Origin of the sequence: Pseudomonas phoenicis (assembly GCF_047302395.1) — a bacterium.
Classification (GTDB): Bacteria; Pseudomonadota; Gammaproteobacteria; order Pseudomonadales; family Pseudomonadaceae; genus Aquipseudomonas.
Genome location: NZ_CP154852.1, coordinates 1600058 through 1615255 on the forward strand (window position 1 = coordinate 1600058; position 15198 = coordinate 1615255).

Below are 15198 nucleotides of genomic sequence, written 5' to 3' on the forward strand. Positions count from 1 at the left end.
GCATGCTGCCGACGAGAACGCCGTTGCAGCGCCACCGGCTCAGGTGCGCTCGAAGTGTGTCACCCTCACCCACCGCCCTACCGGTCAAGCGCCCGGCGTGAAGTGTTTCTGTGCGGTACCGCGAGCGATCAGGCGGGAGATGTAATCGAGCTTCTGCGCATCCTGGTCGACGAACTTGAACGTCAGTTGCAGCCAGTCGCTGTCAGGACGGGCTTCGAGCGCGGCGATAGCATGCAAGTAGCCGTTCAAACGCGCCACCTCGGCGCTCTCGCCCTGCTCCAGGTCGAGCACGGCGCTTTCCAGCACCTGCGGTAAGGTTTCGCCGCGGCGTACCACCAGCAAGGCTTCCTTGAGGCTCAGTGCCTTGATCACGCAGCCCTGCGCGCCACTGGCCAAACGCAACTGCCCCTGGCCACGGCCCGTCGGGGCTGGCGTCGGCGCGCTGGGCGCACGCACGGGCGCCACCGACGCCTGCGGCGAAGCAACGGCGGCGGCCTTGACCGTTTCCGGACGCCCGCCGGTCAATGCGCTCAGCGAATCGTTGGCGAACGCGGAACTGGCCCGCGCCGGCACGCCACTGAGCAGCAGTTCGAGCTTGCCGGTCTTGCTCAGGGCCTTCTTCACCTTGGTCAGCAACTGCTCGTTGGTGAACGGCTTGCCGACGAAGTCCGACACACCGGCCTGGATGGCCTGGATGACGTTTTCCTTGTCGCCACGGCTGGTGACCATGATGAACGGCATACCCTTCAGGGTCGGCTGCTGACGGCACCAGGCGAGCAGCTCCAGGCCGCTCATTTCGGGCATTTCCCAGTCGCACAGGACCAGGTCGAACGGTTCCTTGGCCAGCAGGGTCATGGCCTTGCGGCCGTTGACGGCGTCTTCCACGGCGATGCCGGGAAAGGCGCTGCGCAGCGCCTTTCTGACCAGATCGCGGATGAACGAAGCGTCGTCCACCACCAGCACTTTGACTTTACTCATCGAGACTCCTCATCTACCCCGCTAGCATACCGCTCAATAGTGGCATTTTGCCAAAATCGCGTTCGAACGGGCCGCGCGTCCAGCGCTTGCCCAAGCGTCGATGCCGGGCCGGAAACGACGACGCCCGGCATGGGCCGGGCGTCGTGACACACGCGCAATACTATTTATCGTCAGGCGACGGCGGAACATTAGCCAGCAGCGCATCGTCGGCCGCCTCGCCCTGCACTTCGGCGGTCATGCGTTTGAGGCCCATGTGCCGCACGTCGGTGCCGCGCACCAGGTAGATCACCAGTTCGGAGATGTTGCGCGCATGGTCGCCGATACGTTCGAGCGAGCGCAGCGCCCAGATCACGCTCAACACCCGCGAGATCGAACGCGGGTCTTCCATCATGTAGGTCACCAGCTCGCGCAGCGCAGTCTTGTACTCGCGGTCGATGGTCTTGTCGTATTGCGCCACCGACAGCGCCAGATCGGCGTCGAAGCGGGCGAAGGCATCCAGCGCGTCGCGCACCATGTTGCGCACCTGGTCGCCGATGTGCCGGACCTCGACGTAGCCGCGGGGCGACTCGCCCTCCTCGCACAACTGGATGGCGCGGCGGGCGATCTTGGTGGACTCGTCGCCGATGCGCTCCAGGTCGATCACCGACTTGGAGATGCTGATGATCAGGCGCAGGTCGGAGGCCGCCGGCTGGCGCCGGGCGAGGATGCGCACGCACTCCTCGTCGATGTTGCGCTCCATCTGGTTGATCTGCACATCGACGTCGCGCACCTGTTGCGCCAAGCCCGAATCGGCTTCGATCAGCGCGGTGACGGCATCGTTGACCTGTTTCTCCACCAGCCCACCCATGGCCAGCAGGTGGCTGCGCACCTCTTCGAGTTCGGCGTTGAATTGCTGGGAGATGTGGTGGGTGAGGCTTTCTTTGTTGATCATGCTATCGCTCCGCGATGAAGCTTCGAGCAGCAAGCTTCAAGCTTCAAATATGTCCGTGTCGTACCTGAGAAAAGTGCCCACCGCCATGCCGACAGCCCAGCGACGTGCAGCGGCCACTAGCCATAGCGGCCGGTGATGTAATCTTCGGTCTGCTTCTTCGACGGGTTGGTGAACAGCGTATCGGTATCGCCGAATTCCACCAGCTTGCCCATGTACATGAAGGCCGTGTAGTCCGACACCCGCGCGGCCTGCTGCATGTTGTGGGTGACGATAACGATGGTGTACTTGGACTTGAGCTCGTAGATCAGCTCTTCGACCTTGAGGGTCGAGATCGGATCCAGGGCCGAGCAAGGTTCGTCGAGCAGCAGCACCTCAGGTTCCACGGCGATGGTGCGGGCGATCACCAGACGCTGCTGCTGGCCGCCGGACAAGCCCAGCGCCGAGTCATGCAGACGGTCCTTGACCTCGTCCCACAGCGCCGCGCCCTTGAGCGCCCACTCCACGGCTTCGTCGAGTACGCGCTTCTTGTTGATGCCCTGGATGCGCAGGCCGTATACCACGTTCTCGTAGATGGTCTTGGGGAACGGGTTGGGCTTCTGGAACACCATGCCGACGCGGCGGCGCAGCTCGGCCACCTCCTCGCCCTTGCGGTAGATGTTGTTGCCGTAGAGGTTGACCTCACCCTGCACGCGGCAGCCGTCGACCAGGTCGTTCATGCGGTTGAAGGTGCGCAGCAGGGTCGACTTGCCGCAGCCGGATGGGCCGATGAAGGCAGTCACGCGCTGCTTGGGAATGTTCATCTTCACGTCGAACAACGCCTGCTTGTCGCCATAGAACAACGACAGGCCCGGCACTTCGATGGCCACGGTCTCTTCGGCCAGGCGCAGGCCCTGCTTGTCGCGACCCAAGGCAGACATGTCGATGCCGTGGTTGTGGGATTCGTGCTGCATGGTCTAACTCCGTCTTTAGCTGCAAGCGGTGAGCTGCACGCTGCAAGTTGGGGCACAAGCGGCAATCGGCTTGCCGCTTGTGGCAAATAGATATTGGCTGCGACTCAGCTGTCGAGGGCCTTGTACTTCTCGCGCAGGTGGTTGCGAATCCATACCGCCGAGAGGTTGAGGGTGGCGATCACCAGCACCAGCAACAGCGCCGTGGCGTACACCAGCGGCCGCGCCGCTTCGACGTTGGGGCTCTGGAAGCCGACGTCGTAGATGTGGAAGCCCAGGTGCATGATCTTCTGGTCCAGGTGCAGGTACGGGTAGTTGCCGTCGAGCGGCAGCGACGGCGCCAGCTTGACCACACCCACCAGCATCAGCGGCGCCACTTCGCCGGCGGCGCGCGCCACGGCGAGGATCATGCCGGTCATCATGGCAGGGCTGGCCATCGGAATGACGATCTTCCACAGCGTCTCGGCCTTGGTCGCACCCAGGGCCAGGGAACCTTCGCGCACCGTGCGCGGGATGCGCGCCAGGCCTTCCTCGGTGGCCACGATCACCACCGGCACGGCCAGCAGCGCCAGGGTCAGCGAGGCCCACAGCAGCCCGGGCGTGCCCAGGGTCGGCGCCGGCAGGGATTCGGGGAAGAACAGTCGGTCGATCGAGCCGCCCAGCACGTAGACGAAGAAACCCAGACCGAAGACGCCGTAGACGATGGCCGGCACGCCGGCCAGGTTGTTCACGGCGATGCGGATCAGCCGCGTCACCGGGCCCTGCTTGGCGTATTCACGCAGGTACACCGCCGCCAGCACGCCGAACGGGGTGACGATCACCGCCATGATCAGGGTCATCATCACCGTGCCGAAGATGGCCGGGAAGATGCCGCCTTCGGTGTTGGCTTCGCGCGGGTCGTCGCTGAGGAATTCCCATACCTTGCTGAAATAGGTCGCCAGCTTGGTGGGGATGGACATGGCATTGGGCTGGATGGCGTGGACCACCTTGCTCAGGTTGATCTCCACCTCGCGGCCGTTGCCGTCGCGGGCCACCAGGCTGTCGCGGGCGAAGGCCTGGTGCAGGCTGCCTAGACGCTCCTCGATGGCCTTGTAGCGGTTGTTCAGCTCGGCGCGCTCGGACTCCAGGTCCGCCTGGGCGGCGGCGTCCAGCTTGCCGTCGAGTTCGAGCTTGCGGCCTTGCAAGCGCAGGCGTTCGAGGCCGTGGTTGATGGCACCGATGTCTTTCTTTTCGAGACTCTGCAACTCGTCGTTGAGCTGGCTGGCGCGCTTGAGTCGCGCCTGCAGCTCGTTCCAGGCCTGAGCGCCTTGGGCCACCACGCGGTCGCCTTCCTTGACGCTGACCAGGTAGCCGTAGAAGTTGCCCCACTCGCGGCGCTCCAAGGCCATCAGGCCGGCGGGCTTTTGCTGGTCGACCAGCCATTCGCCGACCACCCAGCTGAAGTCGTTGCCATTGAGGTCGCGGTTACCGATCTTGATCAGTTCGCGGGTCATGAACTCCGGGCCTTCGTCGGGCACCGGCAGGCCGGCACCCTTGAGACGGGCGCGCGGCACCTCTTCCTTCTGCACCACTTCGCCGACCAGCACGTGATCAGCCTGGCCCGGCACCTTGTAGGTGGCCTGGATCAGGTCGGCCGGCCAGAAGTGCGCCAGGCCGCGCACGGCGATGACCGACAGCAGACCGATGGTCATGATCACCGCGATGGCTACGGCGCCACCGCTGATCCAGACGCCGGGGGCGCCGCTCTTGAACCAGCCTTTGAGGGAATCCTGTTTCACGGATCTCTACCTTCCTATCAAAGCGACGAGTATTTCTTGCGCAGACGCTGGCGAATCAGCTCGGCCAAGGTGTTCATGACGAAGGTGAAGAGCAGCAGCACCAAGGCGGCGAGGAACAGCACGCGGTAATGGCTGCCGCCGACTTCGGACTCCGGCATCTCCACCGCCACGTTGGCGGCCAGGGTGCGCATGCCTTCGAACAGGTTCATCTCCATCACCGGAGTGTTGCCGGTGGCCATCAGCACGATCATGGTTTCGCCCACCGCACGGCCCATGCCGATCATCAGCGCCGAGAAGATGCCGGGGCTGGCGGTCAGGATGACCACGCGGGTGAGGGTCTGCCACGGCGTGGCGCCCAGCGCCAACGAGCCCAGGGTGAGGCTGCGCGGCACGCTGAACACGGCGTCTTCGGCAATGGAGTAGATGTTCGGGATCACAGCGAAGCCCATGGCGATGCCCACCACCAGGGCGTTGCGCTGGTCGTAGGTGATGCCCAGATCGTTGCTGATCCAGTGGCGCATGTCGCCGCCGAACAGCCAGTTTTCCAGGAAGGGGCTGACGCCCAGGGCGAACCAGCCGATGGCGACGATCACCGGGATCAGGATCGCCGCTTCCCAACCGTCGGGCACGCGCAGGCGGATCGACTCGGGCAGACGGCTCCAGGCGAAGCCTGTGAGCAGAATGCCCAGGGGCAGGATCATGAACAGGCTGAACACACCCGGCAGGTGCCCTTCCAGGTACGGCGCCAGGAACAGGCCGGCGAAGAAGCCGAGGATCACCGTCGGCATCGCTTCCATCAGCTCGATCACCGGCTTGACCTTGCGGCGCATGCCGGGGGCCATGAAGTAAGCGGTGTAGATGGCGGCGGCGATCGCCAGGGGCGCGGCCAGGATCATGGCGTAGAAGGCCGCCTTGAGGGTGCCGAAGGTCAGTGGCGACAGGCTCAGCTTGGGTTCGAAGTCGGTGTTCGAAGCCGTGGACTGCCAGACGTACTGGGGCGCGTCGTAGTTCTCGTACCAGACCTTGCCCCACAGCGCGCTGAACGACACTTCCGGGTGCGGGTTGCGCAGGCTCAGCGGCAGCAGCTTGCCGCCTTCCTCAATGACGATGCGGTTGGCCCGTGGCGACAGCGCCAGCACGCCCGCGCCCTCGGCGACCGGCTCGACCAGCAGGGTGCGGTGCGCGGTGCTGTGGAACACGCCCAACTGGCCTTCGCTGTCGAGGGCGACGAAGCCCTTGCGGCGCTCTTCGGCGTCGATCTGCACCACTGGCGCCTTGCCCAGCTGGAAGCTGCGGATCAGCTTCAGGCGCTGTTCGCCGTCGGGGTCGCGGGCCATGAACCATTGGCTGAGGCCGCCTTTGGAGTCGCCGAAGATCAGCGAGATGCCGCCGACCAGCTGGCCGCTGGCGGTGATTTCGGCCTGGCCGTCTTCGAGCAGCTTGTAGCGGCCGTTGAGGCTCTTGTCACGCAGGCTGAACACGTCGGCCGTGGCACGGCCGTTGACCACGTAGAGCCATTGCTGGCGCGGATCGACGTAGAGGGCTTTGACCGGCTCGGACATCTGCGGCAAGGCGATGCGGTTCTGCTCGCTGGTGACCTCGCCGGTCATCATGTTTTCTTCGCGGGTGATCTGCACCACTTGCAGGCTGGCGCCGACCGAACCTGCCAGCAGCAGGTTCTCACCGTTGAGGTTGACGCTGACGTGCTCCAGCGCTCGGCCCTGCTCGTCGAGCACGAACGGCTGCTCGCCGTAGGGGAAATCGACGCCGGGGGCGATGGACTTCTTGCCGTCCGGGTAGGTGATCTTGTAGCTGTGGTGGAACAGCAGCGCCTGGCCGTTGGACAGGCCCAGAGCGACCAACGGGCTACCGGGCTGGTCGCTGCCGATGGAGGTGACCTGCACACCGGCCGGAATCGGCAGGTCGACGCGCTTGAGCTCGGCACCGCTTTTCGTGTCGAAGAACAGCACCTGGCCCTTGTCGGAAACGCGCATGCCCACCAGGTTCTGCTCTTCGAGGGCGATCATCAGCGGCTTGCCGGCGTCCTGCTGCAGCCAGGTCGGTGTGAGGGCGTCCTTGCGGGTCAGCTCGGCGCCTTGGAACAACGGCAGCACCACGTAGGCCAGGTAGAAGAAGATCAGCGTGATGGCGGCCAGTACGGCCAGCCCGCCGACCAGGACGTACCAGCGGGTCAGGCGGTCCTTGAAGGCCCGCACACGGCGTTTGCGTTGCATTTCCGGCGTATTGAAATCAATCCGCGCGGGAGGGGAATTTTGGGTCATGGTGGAGTTGGCCAGATCATTCATGCGCACACCCTAGCGGTCCCGTATGACAGAAACATGACAGTGCAGTGACGCAAAAAAGCCCGCGGCTCAGGGGTGCTGGCTGCGGACTGAAGAAGAGGTGGAAGGGCCCGCCAGGCGGCCCTTCCGGGGTGCTCGATTACTTGGCGTGGGCCAGGCCCAGATCGTTCAGGGTCTTCTCGACGACCTTGGCCGGCAGCGGGATGTAACCGTCCTTGACCACCACCTGCTGACCGGCCTGCGACAGCACCAGCTTGATGAACTCGGCGTCCAGCGGGGCCAGCGGCTTGTTCGGCGCCTTGTTGACGTAGACGTAGAGGAAGCGCGACAGCGGGTACTTGCCGTTCAGGGCGTTCTCTTCGTTGTCTTCGATGAACTCGCCGCCGTCTTTCTTGGCCAGCGGCACGGTTTTCACGCTGGCGGTCTTGTAGCCGATGCCCGAGTAGCCGATGGAGTTGAGCGAGCTGCTGATCGACTGCACCACCGAGGCCGAACCTGGCTGCTCGTTGACGTTAGGCTTGAAGTCGCCTTTGCACAGGGCTTCTTCCTTGAAGTAGCCGTAGGTGCCCGACACCGAGTTACGGCCGAACAGCTGCAGCGGCTTGCCAGCTAGGTCGCCGGTCACGCCCACGTCGCCCCAGGTCTTGACGTCGGCCTTGGCGCCGCACAGGCGGGTGGAGGAGAAGATGGCGTCGACCTGGGCCATGGTCAGGCCCTTGATCGGGTTGTCCTTGTGCACGAACACGGCCAGGGCGTCGACGGCCACTGGGATGGCGGTGGGCTTGTAGCCGTACTTCTGCTCGAAGGCCTGCAGCTCGACGTCCTTCATCTTGCGGCTCATCGGGCCAAGGTTGGCGGTGCCTTCGGTCAGCGCCGGCGGCGCGGTCGAGGAACCGGCAGCCTGGATCTGGATGTTGACGTTCGGGTATTCCTTTTTGTAGGCCTCGGCCCACAAGGTCATCAGGTTCGCCAGGGTGTCGGAACCAACGCTGGAGAGGTTGCCCGACACGCCAGTGGTCTTGGTGTAGGTCGGGATCGAGGGATCGACAGCGGCGACCGCATTGGCGGTGGCAACGCCAGCGGCGGCGAATGTCAGGGCCGCCATCAAACGCTTCAGTTTCATGCCTTGCTCCTAGCAGAATATCGAGGGGTTCAGGTCAGAACGGGGGCCAGTATCGGAGGGCCGTGTGACCACGATATGACTCCTATGTGACAAATAGATGAAAGGCCATCACCTGGTGTGGGGATGGCCTTTCATCTATTCAGGCAGCGGTCAGAACTCGCGGCGATCTCTGAACATCAGGTAGATCGGGTCGATGCCAGCGTCGGGAGCGTATGTCGATGTAGCGCCATCGGAGAATCCCTTCCATGAGCATCAAGAATGCTTAGGTGGCTTCATAACTTGCTCAACACCCCAAATTGATTCTATTTACAAATAAATTTTACGTAACACTCTAAAACCCCGCCCTCTGCGCCTGATACAAATTCATTAACAATCTGCCACATCCTCTTGCATAAAAGAAAATACAACGGGTGGCATGAACTCTTCGTTAGTGCAAAATTGAAAGCGTTCCCTCTCTACTTACCGAACTAGCAAGAGCCCAACTCCATGCCGCCCAATTCGTCCATCGAGTGCTTCACGGTGCCGATCATTTTTCCTGAAGCGTTGATCATTGCTCTACAGAAAAAATGCCCGCTGATCAGCCATGCCAAAGCTAACGAGATATTGCTCAACGCCCCGTCAATCGCCCTGCCTGTTGACTTCCTGCCTCGATTCCATCTGGCAGCGAACATAGTCAGACAAGAGAAAGATACCGTGGCTGAAGAAGCCGAAAACTTACCGTTCGGTATCGACCTTTTCTTCACAGCTTTAAAAGTTTCATGGACAGATTCCGAAATCGATATCGATGATTTAAAAGAGCAAGTTACCAACCTGTATCGAAATAACGGGTGGCTGGAATAAAATGCATGTACTCGAACATTGGCTACAGCACCTGGGAAAAACGCACTCCGAACTCATACAGCAAGGCGTGCTACCGGACCGACCACGCGAAATACTGTTTGATGGATTCGATGCCGAAACCTGTTTTCCATTGCCAGGCGTGGAGCTGGAGTTTTCAACTGATGCCGCTCGACTGACGTGTATACATGCGAACGTCATCAGTACATTCGATGGCGAACCTGCCTACGGCGGCCCACTTCCCGCGCCGCTACAGCAGGTCAGAACACGCCAGGCCGCCATCGATCTGCTCGGCGCGCCCCTTCGATCGCAGTCTCCGTTCAGACTTCCTAAGCCCATAGGTCGTACTGGAGGATGGGACACCTTCAGCTTCGACGAGACCTATGACCCGCCTACTTCGGTGATGTTTCTGTACACACCCGAGCTGAACGTGTCCTGCCTGAGTTTCTTCTTGGGTAGATTGCAGGCTGAGCCGGATCCGGGAAATACCGGCCTCCACGGACACGACTGAATCGGCGGGCTGGTTATTCGGTTGAAACCATAGCCATCAACGTTTCTGAGCCAACAGATACAGCCCGATCGCCAACCCCAACCCACACAACCCCGCCACGTAATACGCCGGCGCCATGGGGCTGAACTTGAGCAGCGCGGTCACCACCATCGGCGTCAGGCCGCCGAAGATGGCGTAGGCCACGTTGTAGGAAAACGACAGCCCGGTGAAGCGCACCGCAGCCGGGAACGCCTTGACCATGACGAAGGGCACCGCCCCGATCACGCCGACGCACAGGCCGGTGACGGCATACAGCGCGAACAGCAGTTCGGGGTGCGTGGCCAGGCTGTGGTAGAAGGTCCAAGAACTGGCCAGCAGCAGCAAGCTGCCTACAACCAGCACGCGCCCGGCACCGAAGCGGTCGCACAGCCAGCCGGTGCCGATGCAGCCCAGGCTGAGCAGGATGATCGCCAGGCTGTTGGCCTTCAGCGAGTCGGTGGGGCTGACGCCGTAGAAGGTCTGCAACAGCGCAGGGGTCATGAGGATCACCACCACGATGCCGGCCGACAGCAGCCAGGTCAACAGCATCGACAACAGCACCGCACGCGGGTGGTCGCGCAGCACCGCGCGCAACGGCAGTTCCTCGGCCAAGGCCTTGCGTTGCTGCATCTCGGCGAACACCGGGGTCTCGTGCAGCCAGCGGCGCAGGTACACCGAAAACAGGCCGAACACCCCGCCCAGCAGGAACGGGATACGCCAGCCGTATTCGGCCACCTCTTCGGCGCTGTACACCGAGTTGATCAGCGTGGCCACCAGCGAGCCCAGCAGGATGCCAGCGGTCAGGCCTGCGGTCAGGGTGCCGCAGGCGTAGCCGGTGTTGCGCGCCGGCACGTGCTCGGACACGAAGACCCAGGCCCCCGGCACTTCACCGCCGATGGCCGCGCCCTGGATCACCCGCATCAACAGCAGCAGCATCGGCGCCCACAGGCCGATCTGCGCGTAGGTGGGCAGCAAGCCCATGATCAGCGTGGGCACGGCCATCATGAAGATGCTCAGGGTGAACATCTTCTTGCGCCCCAGCAGGTCGCCGAAGTGGGCCATGACGATGCCGCCCAGGGGGCGCGCCAGGTAACCGGCCGCGAAGATGCCGAAGGTCTGCATCAGGCGTAGCCATTCGGGCATCTCCGGCGGGAAGAACAGCTTGCCGACCACCGTGGCGAAGAACACGAAGATGATGAAGTCGTAGAACTCCAGCGCGCCGCCCAGGGCCGAGAGGGACAAGGTCTTGTAATCGTTGCGGGTGAGCGGGCGCGCGGGCTGCTCGTTGGAAAGGGGCACGCTGGTCATCGTTTGGCACTCTTGTTGGGCATGCAGGCCGCGTAGGCCGCGGCTTCTGGAATGGGCGAGCGAGGAAGATAACAAATTGATCGCACCGACTCATAGGAAGCTAACGAGATGAATGCTTTTCATGAAGAAGCGGTCTTTTCTATTGGAAACGCTCTATATACTCAGCAGCTTGTAGGAAAAGGTTATTTTTGGTGTGGGACGTTGCGTGAAAACGTCGGTCGGTATGCTCAGGCGTGTCGCGCTGTTTCGCTCCAGCCCGCTCGCTGTAAAGAAATGGGCGTAGTATGTGACCGCCCTCGTCGTTCACACCGCGCCTTCGAGGCTTGCCCGAACAGTCGCCCCGTAGCGATCGCGCGTTCCACACAGCACCTGCTACGCCCTCTCACGAAGCGTCACGGGTCAGAGGCCCCTCGGCATGATTGAGCTCGAACAAGAAGATCCCATCCCGCAAGGCGACCTGGCCTTGCAGATCACCGCACTACCGCGGGAAACCAACGGCTTCGGCGACATCTTCGGCGGCTGGCTGGTGGCGCAGATGGACCTGGCCGGCACAGCCATGGCCAGCCGCATCGCTGGCGGCCGCGTGGCCACCGTGGCCATCGACCGCATGGCGTTCCTGGTACCGGTCGCCGTCGGCGCGCAGTTGTCGTTCTACACCCAGACCCTGGAAATCGGCCGCAGCTCGATCCAGATGATGGTCGAGGTGTGGAGCGACGATCCGCAGTCCGGCGAATGGCGCAAGGTCACCGAAGCCGTGTTCGTCTTCGTCGCCATCGACAGCAGCGGCCGCACCCGCGCCGTACCGCAACGCTAGGCGCTGGCCCATCAACCGACAGGACCGCGAATGACCTCTGCCAACATCGAAACTCTCACGCTGGGCGCACTCGCGTGCTGGCGTATCACCACCGCCCAGGCCGAACTGGTCATCGCCCGGCAGGGTGCGCAGATCCTGCGCTACCAACGGACCGGCGAAGCGCCGCTGCTGTGGCTGAGCGAAGAGGCCCTGTTCAAGCAGGGCAAGTCGGTACGCGGCGGAGTGCCGGTCTGCTGGCCGTGGTTCGGCGATCTGCGGCGCAATCCCCAGGCCGTGCAGGCGATGTACGGCGGCGAGCCGCCACCGGCGCATGGTTTGGTGCGCGGCCGCGACTGGCAACTGCTTGGCGTCGAGGAGCATGGCGACATCCTGCAGCTCGAATTCGACCTGCCCGAGGCGCAAGGCGCGCTGCCCGACTGGCCGCACAGCGTCGAACTGCGCCTGAAGGTGACGTTGGGCGACACCCTGCAAGTGACCTTGAGCAACCGCAACCTCGGCCCGCAACCGGTCACCCTGAGCCAAGCGCTGCACACCTACTTCGCCGTGGGCGACGTGCGCCAGGTGCAGGTGCACGGCGTGGAGGGGCTGGCCTACATCGAGACCCTTGCCGACTGGGAACAGCGCACCCAGCCAGGCGCCCTCACCTTCGCCGGCGAAACCGACCGCATCTACCTGGACCCGCCCGAACGCTTCAGCATCGTCGATCCACGGCACGACCGGCGCATCACCTTGCACACCCAGGGCTCGCGTTCGGCCGTGATCTGGAACCCCTGGACGGAACGCGCGAAGGCCCTGCCCGACATGGGCGACGAGGCCTGGCAAGGCATGCTGTGCATCGAGACCGCCAACGCCTGGCACGACGTACTCACCCTCGCCCCCGGCGCCCATCACAGCCTGTCGGTCACGATCGGCAGCGAATCGCTGTAACGGCCCCAAGCCGCATCGCGGGCCTCGCTCAGAGGTCCGCGTCTTCCACCACCCGTACGTTCTGCGCGTCCAGCGCGTAGGCCGCGTCGGCCAGGTCGTTGTTGACCTTCTCCACCTTCAACGGCCCGGTGACCCACAGCGGCGTGTAGATGTCGTCGATCTTCAGTCCTTTCGGATAACGCACCAGCACCAATTGGTTGGGCGGCGGTGGCGGGACGTGGATGCAGGCGCCCGGATAGGGCACCAGGAAGAACAGCGTGCTGTTGCCCTTGGCGTCGCTTTCCAGCGGCACCGGATAGCCGCCCAGGCGGATGCGCTTGCCATCCATCGTGGCGACGGTCTTGGTGGAATACATCACGGCGGGCAAGCCCTTGCTCTGCTTCAAGCCGCCCTTGGCGGTGAAGGTACCCATGGCCTCGGGCGAGTCATGGTCGATCTCGGGCATGGCTTCGAGGGCTTTCTGGTCCGACTTGGGCATCAGTTCCAGCCAGTCGGTTTCGGGGAGTTCGGCGTGGACCAGGGTGCTGGCCAGGATAAGCGGGAAGAGCAGGAACGCGCGCATGGAATGCTCGGCAACTCAGTGGGATGAATTGCCGGGCATTCTATCTGCAATCAGCGCTTCTTGATGAAGCCGTAGATCACCAGCAGGATGATGGCGCCGACCAGCGCACCGAAGAAGCCTGCCGCTTCGCCCGCGTGGTAGATGCCCAGTGCCTGGCCGCCGTAGGTGGCGACCAGCGAGCCTGCGATACCCAGCAGGATGGTCATGATCCAGCCCATGCTGTCGTCGCCGGGCTTCAGAAAGCGTGCCAGCAGGCCGACGATGAAGCCGATGAAGATAGTTCCGATGATGCCCATTGGCGATCCCTCCTAGATAAATGAAACGCACCGACGGCCGCGTGGGCCGTTGGCGTGTGTCATCTCAGAGGGCAGGAAGGCCGACGAGGTTCAATTCGCCGCGATCAAAGCCTCTACCTCGGCGATCCTGGCCCGCAGGGCAGGCATGTCCGCGCAGCGCAGGGTGGCATGGCCGACCTTGCGCCCGGCCTTGAAGGCCTTGCCGTAGTGGTGCAGGTGGCAATCGTCGATGGCGACGGCCTTGGCCACATCGGGCACGCTGCCGATGAAGTTGAGCATGGCGCTCTCGCCGACCTTGGCGGTCGAACCCAGCGGCAACCCGGCCACGGCGCGCAGGTGGTTCTCGAACTGGCTGCACTCGGCGCCTTCGATGGTCCAGTGCCCTGAGTTGTGCACGCGTGGCGCGATTTCGTTGGCTTTCAGCCCACCGTCGACCTCGAAGAACTCGAAGGCCATGACGCCGACGTAGTCGAGTTTTTCCAGCACCCGGCCGACGTAGTCTTCGGCCAGCGCCTGCAAGGGGTGCGCGTCGCTCGCCACCGACAGGCGCAGGATGCCGCTGTCGTGGGTGTTGTGCACCAGCGGGTAGAAGCGCGTTTCGCCGTCGCGGCCGCGTACGGCCACCAGCGACACTTCGCCGGTGAACGGCACGAAGCCTTCCAGCAGGCACGGTACGCTGCCCAGTTCGGCGAAGGTGTCGACCACGTCGGCGGCGCTGCGCAGCACCTTCTGGCCCTTGCCGTCGTAACCCAGGGTGCGGGTCTTGAGCACGGCCGGCAGGCCGATGCTGGCGACCGCGGCTTCGAGGTCGGCCTGGGAGAGGATGTCGGCGAAGGCCGGGGTGGGAATGCCCAGGTCGCGGAACAGGCTCTTTTCGAACAGGCGGTCGCGGGCGATGCGCAAGGCGTCGGCACTGGGGTAGACCGGGACGAACTGCGAGAGGAAGGCCACCGTTTCGGCCGGCACGCTCTCGAATTCGAACGTTACCAGGTCGACTTCATCGGCCAGTTGGCGCAGGTGGTCCTGGTCGCCGTAGTCGGCACGCAGGTGCTCGCCCAAAGGGGCGGCGCAGGCGTCCGGCGCCGGGTCGAGGAAAGCGAAGTTCATGCCCAGCGGAGTGCCCGCCAGGGCCAGCATGCGGCCGAGCTGGCCGCCGCCGATTACACCGATTTTCATGGATGTGAGCCTCAGGCCTGACGCGGATCGGGATGGTCCAGCACGGTGTCGGTCTGCTCCGTGCGGAACTGCTTGAGCGCGGCGTGGAACTGCGGATGCTTGGCGCCCAGGATGCTGGCCGACAGCAGCGCGGCGTTGACCGCCCCGGCGCGGCCGATGGCCAGCGTCGCCACCGGCACACCGGCGGGCATCTGCACGATCGACAGCAGCGAGTCGACGCCCGAGAGCATCGAGGACTGCACCGGCACGCCCAGCACCGGCAGGTGGGTCTTGGCCGCGCACATGCCCGGCAGGTGCGCCGCGCCGCCGGCACCGGCGATGATCACCTCGATGCCGCGGCCTTCGGCCTCTTCCGCGTACTGGAACAGCAGATCCGGCGTACGGTGCGCCGAGACCACTTTCACCTCATAGGGAATGCCGAGTTTTTCCAGCATATCGGCGGTGTGGCTAAGGGTGGACCAATCGGACTTGGAGCCCATGATCACGCCAACCAGTGCACTCATCGTCGAGCCTCTCCTGCAAGCGCCTGCCGGCGCGCTAAAAGCAACAAGCCACGCTGGGAACCGGCGTGGCTTGTCGTATGGATTCTGATCGACCGGTGCGGCCGAAGGCGCGGGATTATAGCCTAGTGCGGTGCGGGCCGCACACCCCCGCAAGCACAGAGCGGATCAAAGGGCAAGCTGTCTCGC

Annotated in this window: 15 protein-coding genes; 4 read left to right on the forward strand and 11 right to left on the reverse strand. The window is 63.7% G+C overall.

Annotated features, from left to right (window positions below):
• Nucleotides 1-84: 84 nt before the first annotated feature.
• The 6 genes from AA0Z93_RS07265 to AA0Z93_RS07290 all read right to left on the reverse strand — a co-directional run bounded on the left by AA0Z93_RS07265 (nt 85) and on the right by AA0Z93_RS07290 (nt 8060).
• On the reverse strand, nt 85-978 hold the full coding sequence (locus AA0Z93_RS07265) for a response regulator (RefSeq protein WP_413045746.1): 894 nt from the start codon (nt 976-978) through the stop codon (nt 85-87).
• A 160-nt stretch (nt 979-1138) separates the two neighbouring features.
• Complete coding sequence (gene phoU, locus AA0Z93_RS07270; RefSeq protein WP_413045745.1) at nt 1139-1909, reverse strand: phosphate signaling complex protein PhoU; 771 nt, start codon at nt 1907-1909, stop codon at nt 1139-1141.
• Nucleotides 1910-2025: 116 nt separating this feature from the next.
• A complete protein-coding gene (gene pstB / locus AA0Z93_RS07275; protein ID WP_296266950.1) occupies nt 2026-2859 on the reverse strand; it encodes a phosphate ABC transporter ATP-binding protein PstB in 834 nt (277 codons plus the stop codon).
• A 104-nt stretch (nt 2860-2963) separates the two neighbouring features.
• Nucleotides 2964-4634, reverse strand: coding sequence for a phosphate ABC transporter permease PstA (gene pstA, locus AA0Z93_RS07280; RefSeq protein WP_413045744.1), 1671 nt, complete (start codon nt 4632-4634; stop codon nt 2964-2966).
• A 17-nt stretch (nt 4635-4651) separates the two neighbouring features.
• A complete protein-coding gene (locus AA0Z93_RS07285) occupies nt 4652-6940 on the reverse strand; it encodes an ABC transporter permease subunit (RefSeq protein WP_413045743.1) in 2289 nt (762 codons plus the stop codon).
• A gap of 136 nt (nt 6941-7076) precedes the next feature.
• Nucleotides 7077-8060: a phosphate ABC transporter substrate-binding protein PstS gene (locus tag AA0Z93_RS07290; RefSeq protein ID WP_413045742.1), complete on the reverse strand. Its 984-nt coding sequence runs from the start codon at nt 8058-8060 to the stop codon at nt 7077-7079.
• 486 nt (nt 8061-8546) lie between these two features.
• Here AA0Z93_RS07290 and AA0Z93_RS07295 point away from each other — a divergent pair, with 486 nt between their 5' ends.
• Together AA0Z93_RS07295 and AA0Z93_RS07300 are read left to right on the forward strand one after the other, a co-directional pair.
• Complete coding sequence (locus AA0Z93_RS07295) at nt 8547-8900, forward strand: hypothetical protein (protein WP_413045741.1); 354 nt, start codon at nt 8547-8549, stop codon at nt 8898-8900.
• A gap of 1 nt (nt 8901) precedes the next feature.
• Nucleotides 8902-9408: a DUF6392 family protein gene (locus AA0Z93_RS07300; RefSeq protein WP_413045740.1), complete on the forward strand. Its 507-nt coding sequence runs from the start codon at nt 8902-8904 to the stop codon at nt 9406-9408.
• Between the two features lie 36 nt (nt 9409-9444).
• Here AA0Z93_RS07300 and AA0Z93_RS07305 read toward each other — a convergent pair whose 3' ends face one another.
• Complete coding sequence (locus AA0Z93_RS07305) at nt 9445-10734, reverse strand: MFS transporter (RefSeq protein ID WP_413045739.1); 1290 nt, start codon at nt 10732-10734, stop codon at nt 9445-9447.
• A 415-nt stretch (nt 10735-11149) separates the two neighbouring features.
• On the opposite strand from AA0Z93_RS07305, the gene AA0Z93_RS07310 reads away from it, so the two are divergent.
• Together AA0Z93_RS07310 and AA0Z93_RS07315 are read left to right on the forward strand one after the other, a co-directional pair.
• The gene (locus AA0Z93_RS07310; RefSeq protein ID WP_296266960.1) at nt 11150-11548 is read left to right on the forward strand and encodes an acyl-CoA thioesterase; all 399 of its coding nucleotides are present in this window, start codon (nt 11150-11152) and stop codon (nt 11546-11548) included.
• A gap of 30 nt (nt 11549-11578) precedes the next feature.
• Nucleotides 11579-12475, forward strand: a complete 897-nt coding sequence (locus AA0Z93_RS07315) for a D-hexose-6-phosphate mutarotase (RefSeq protein WP_413045738.1) — start codon at nt 11579-11581, stop codon at nt 12473-12475.
• 28 nt (nt 12476-12503) lie between these two features.
• Here the strand turns inward: AA0Z93_RS07315 and AA0Z93_RS07320 are convergent, their stop codons facing one another.
• The 4 genes from AA0Z93_RS07320 to purE all read right to left on the reverse strand — a co-directional run bounded on the left by AA0Z93_RS07320 (nt 12504) and on the right by purE (nt 15012).
• The gene (locus AA0Z93_RS07320; protein WP_413045737.1) at nt 12504-13037 is read right to left on the reverse strand and encodes a DUF3299 domain-containing protein; all 534 of its coding nucleotides are present in this window, start codon (nt 13035-13037) and stop codon (nt 12504-12506) included.
• A 50-nt stretch (nt 13038-13087) separates the two neighbouring features.
• Entirely contained in the window at nt 13088-13333 is a 246-nt protein-coding gene (locus AA0Z93_RS07325; RefSeq protein ID WP_413045736.1) for a GlsB/YeaQ/YmgE family stress response membrane protein, read from the reverse strand.
• Between the two features lie 90 nt (nt 13334-13423).
• A complete protein-coding gene (locus AA0Z93_RS07330; protein ID WP_413045735.1) occupies nt 13424-14509 on the reverse strand; it encodes a 5-(carboxyamino)imidazole ribonucleotide synthase in 1086 nt (361 codons plus the stop codon).
• An 11-nt stretch (nt 14510-14520) separates the two neighbouring features.
• Entirely contained in the window at nt 14521-15012 is a 492-nt protein-coding gene (purE, locus tag AA0Z93_RS07335) for a 5-(carboxyamino)imidazole ribonucleotide mutase (RefSeq protein ID WP_296266970.1), read from the reverse strand.
• Nucleotides 15013-15198: the final 186 nt, after the last annotated feature.

Excerpts from the sequence above, each read along its gene's own strand:
- AA0Z93_RS07325 (WP_413045736.1), bottom strand. The coding sequence starts at position 13,333 with ATGGGCATCATCGGAACTATCTTCATCGGCTTCATCGTCGGCCTGCTG.
- AA0Z93_RS07320 (WP_413045737.1), bottom strand. The coding sequence starts at position 13,037 with ATGCGCGCGTTCCTGCTCTTCCCGCTTATCCTGGCCAGCACCCTGGTC.
- AA0Z93_RS07310 (WP_296266960.1), top strand. The coding sequence starts at position 11,150 with ATGATTGAGCTCGAACAAGAAGATCCCATCCCGCAAGGCGACCTGGCC.
- AA0Z93_RS07285 (WP_413045743.1), bottom strand. The coding sequence starts at position 6,940 with ATGAATGATCTGGCCAACTCCACCATGACCCAAAATTCCCCTCCCGCG.
- AA0Z93_RS07305 (WP_413045739.1), bottom strand. The coding sequence starts at position 10,734 with ATGACCAGCGTGCCCCTTTCCAACGAGCAGCCCGCGCGCCCGCTCACC.
- AA0Z93_RS07315 (WP_413045738.1), top strand. The coding sequence starts at position 11,579 with ATGACCTCTGCCAACATCGAAACTCTCACGCTGGGCGCACTCGCGTGC.
- AA0Z93_RS07330 (WP_413045735.1), bottom strand. The coding sequence starts at position 14,509 with ATGAAAATCGGTGTAATCGGCGGCGGCCAGCTCGGCCGCATGCTGGCC.
- pstB (WP_296266950.1), bottom strand. The coding sequence starts at position 2,859 with ATGCAGCACGAATCCCACAACCACGGCATCGACATGTCTGCCTTGGGT.
- AA0Z93_RS07265 (WP_413045746.1), bottom strand. The coding sequence starts at position 978 with ATGAGTAAAGTCAAAGTGCTGGTGGTGGACGACGCTTCGTTCATCCGC.
- purE (WP_296266970.1), bottom strand. The coding sequence starts at position 15,012 with ATGAGTGCACTGGTTGGCGTGATCATGGGCTCCAAGTCCGATTGGTCC.
- AA0Z93_RS07300 (WP_413045740.1), top strand. The coding sequence starts at position 8,902 with ATGCATGTACTCGAACATTGGCTACAGCACCTGGGAAAAACGCACTCC.
- AA0Z93_RS07295 (WP_413045741.1), top strand. The coding sequence starts at position 8,547 with ATGCCGCCCAATTCGTCCATCGAGTGCTTCACGGTGCCGATCATTTTT.
- phoU (WP_413045745.1), bottom strand. The coding sequence starts at position 1,909 with ATGATCAACAAAGAAAGCCTCACCCACCACATCTCCCAGCAATTCAAC.
- AA0Z93_RS07290 (WP_413045742.1), bottom strand. The coding sequence starts at position 8,060 with ATGAAACTGAAGCGTTTGATGGCGGCCCTGACATTCGCCGCCGCTGGC.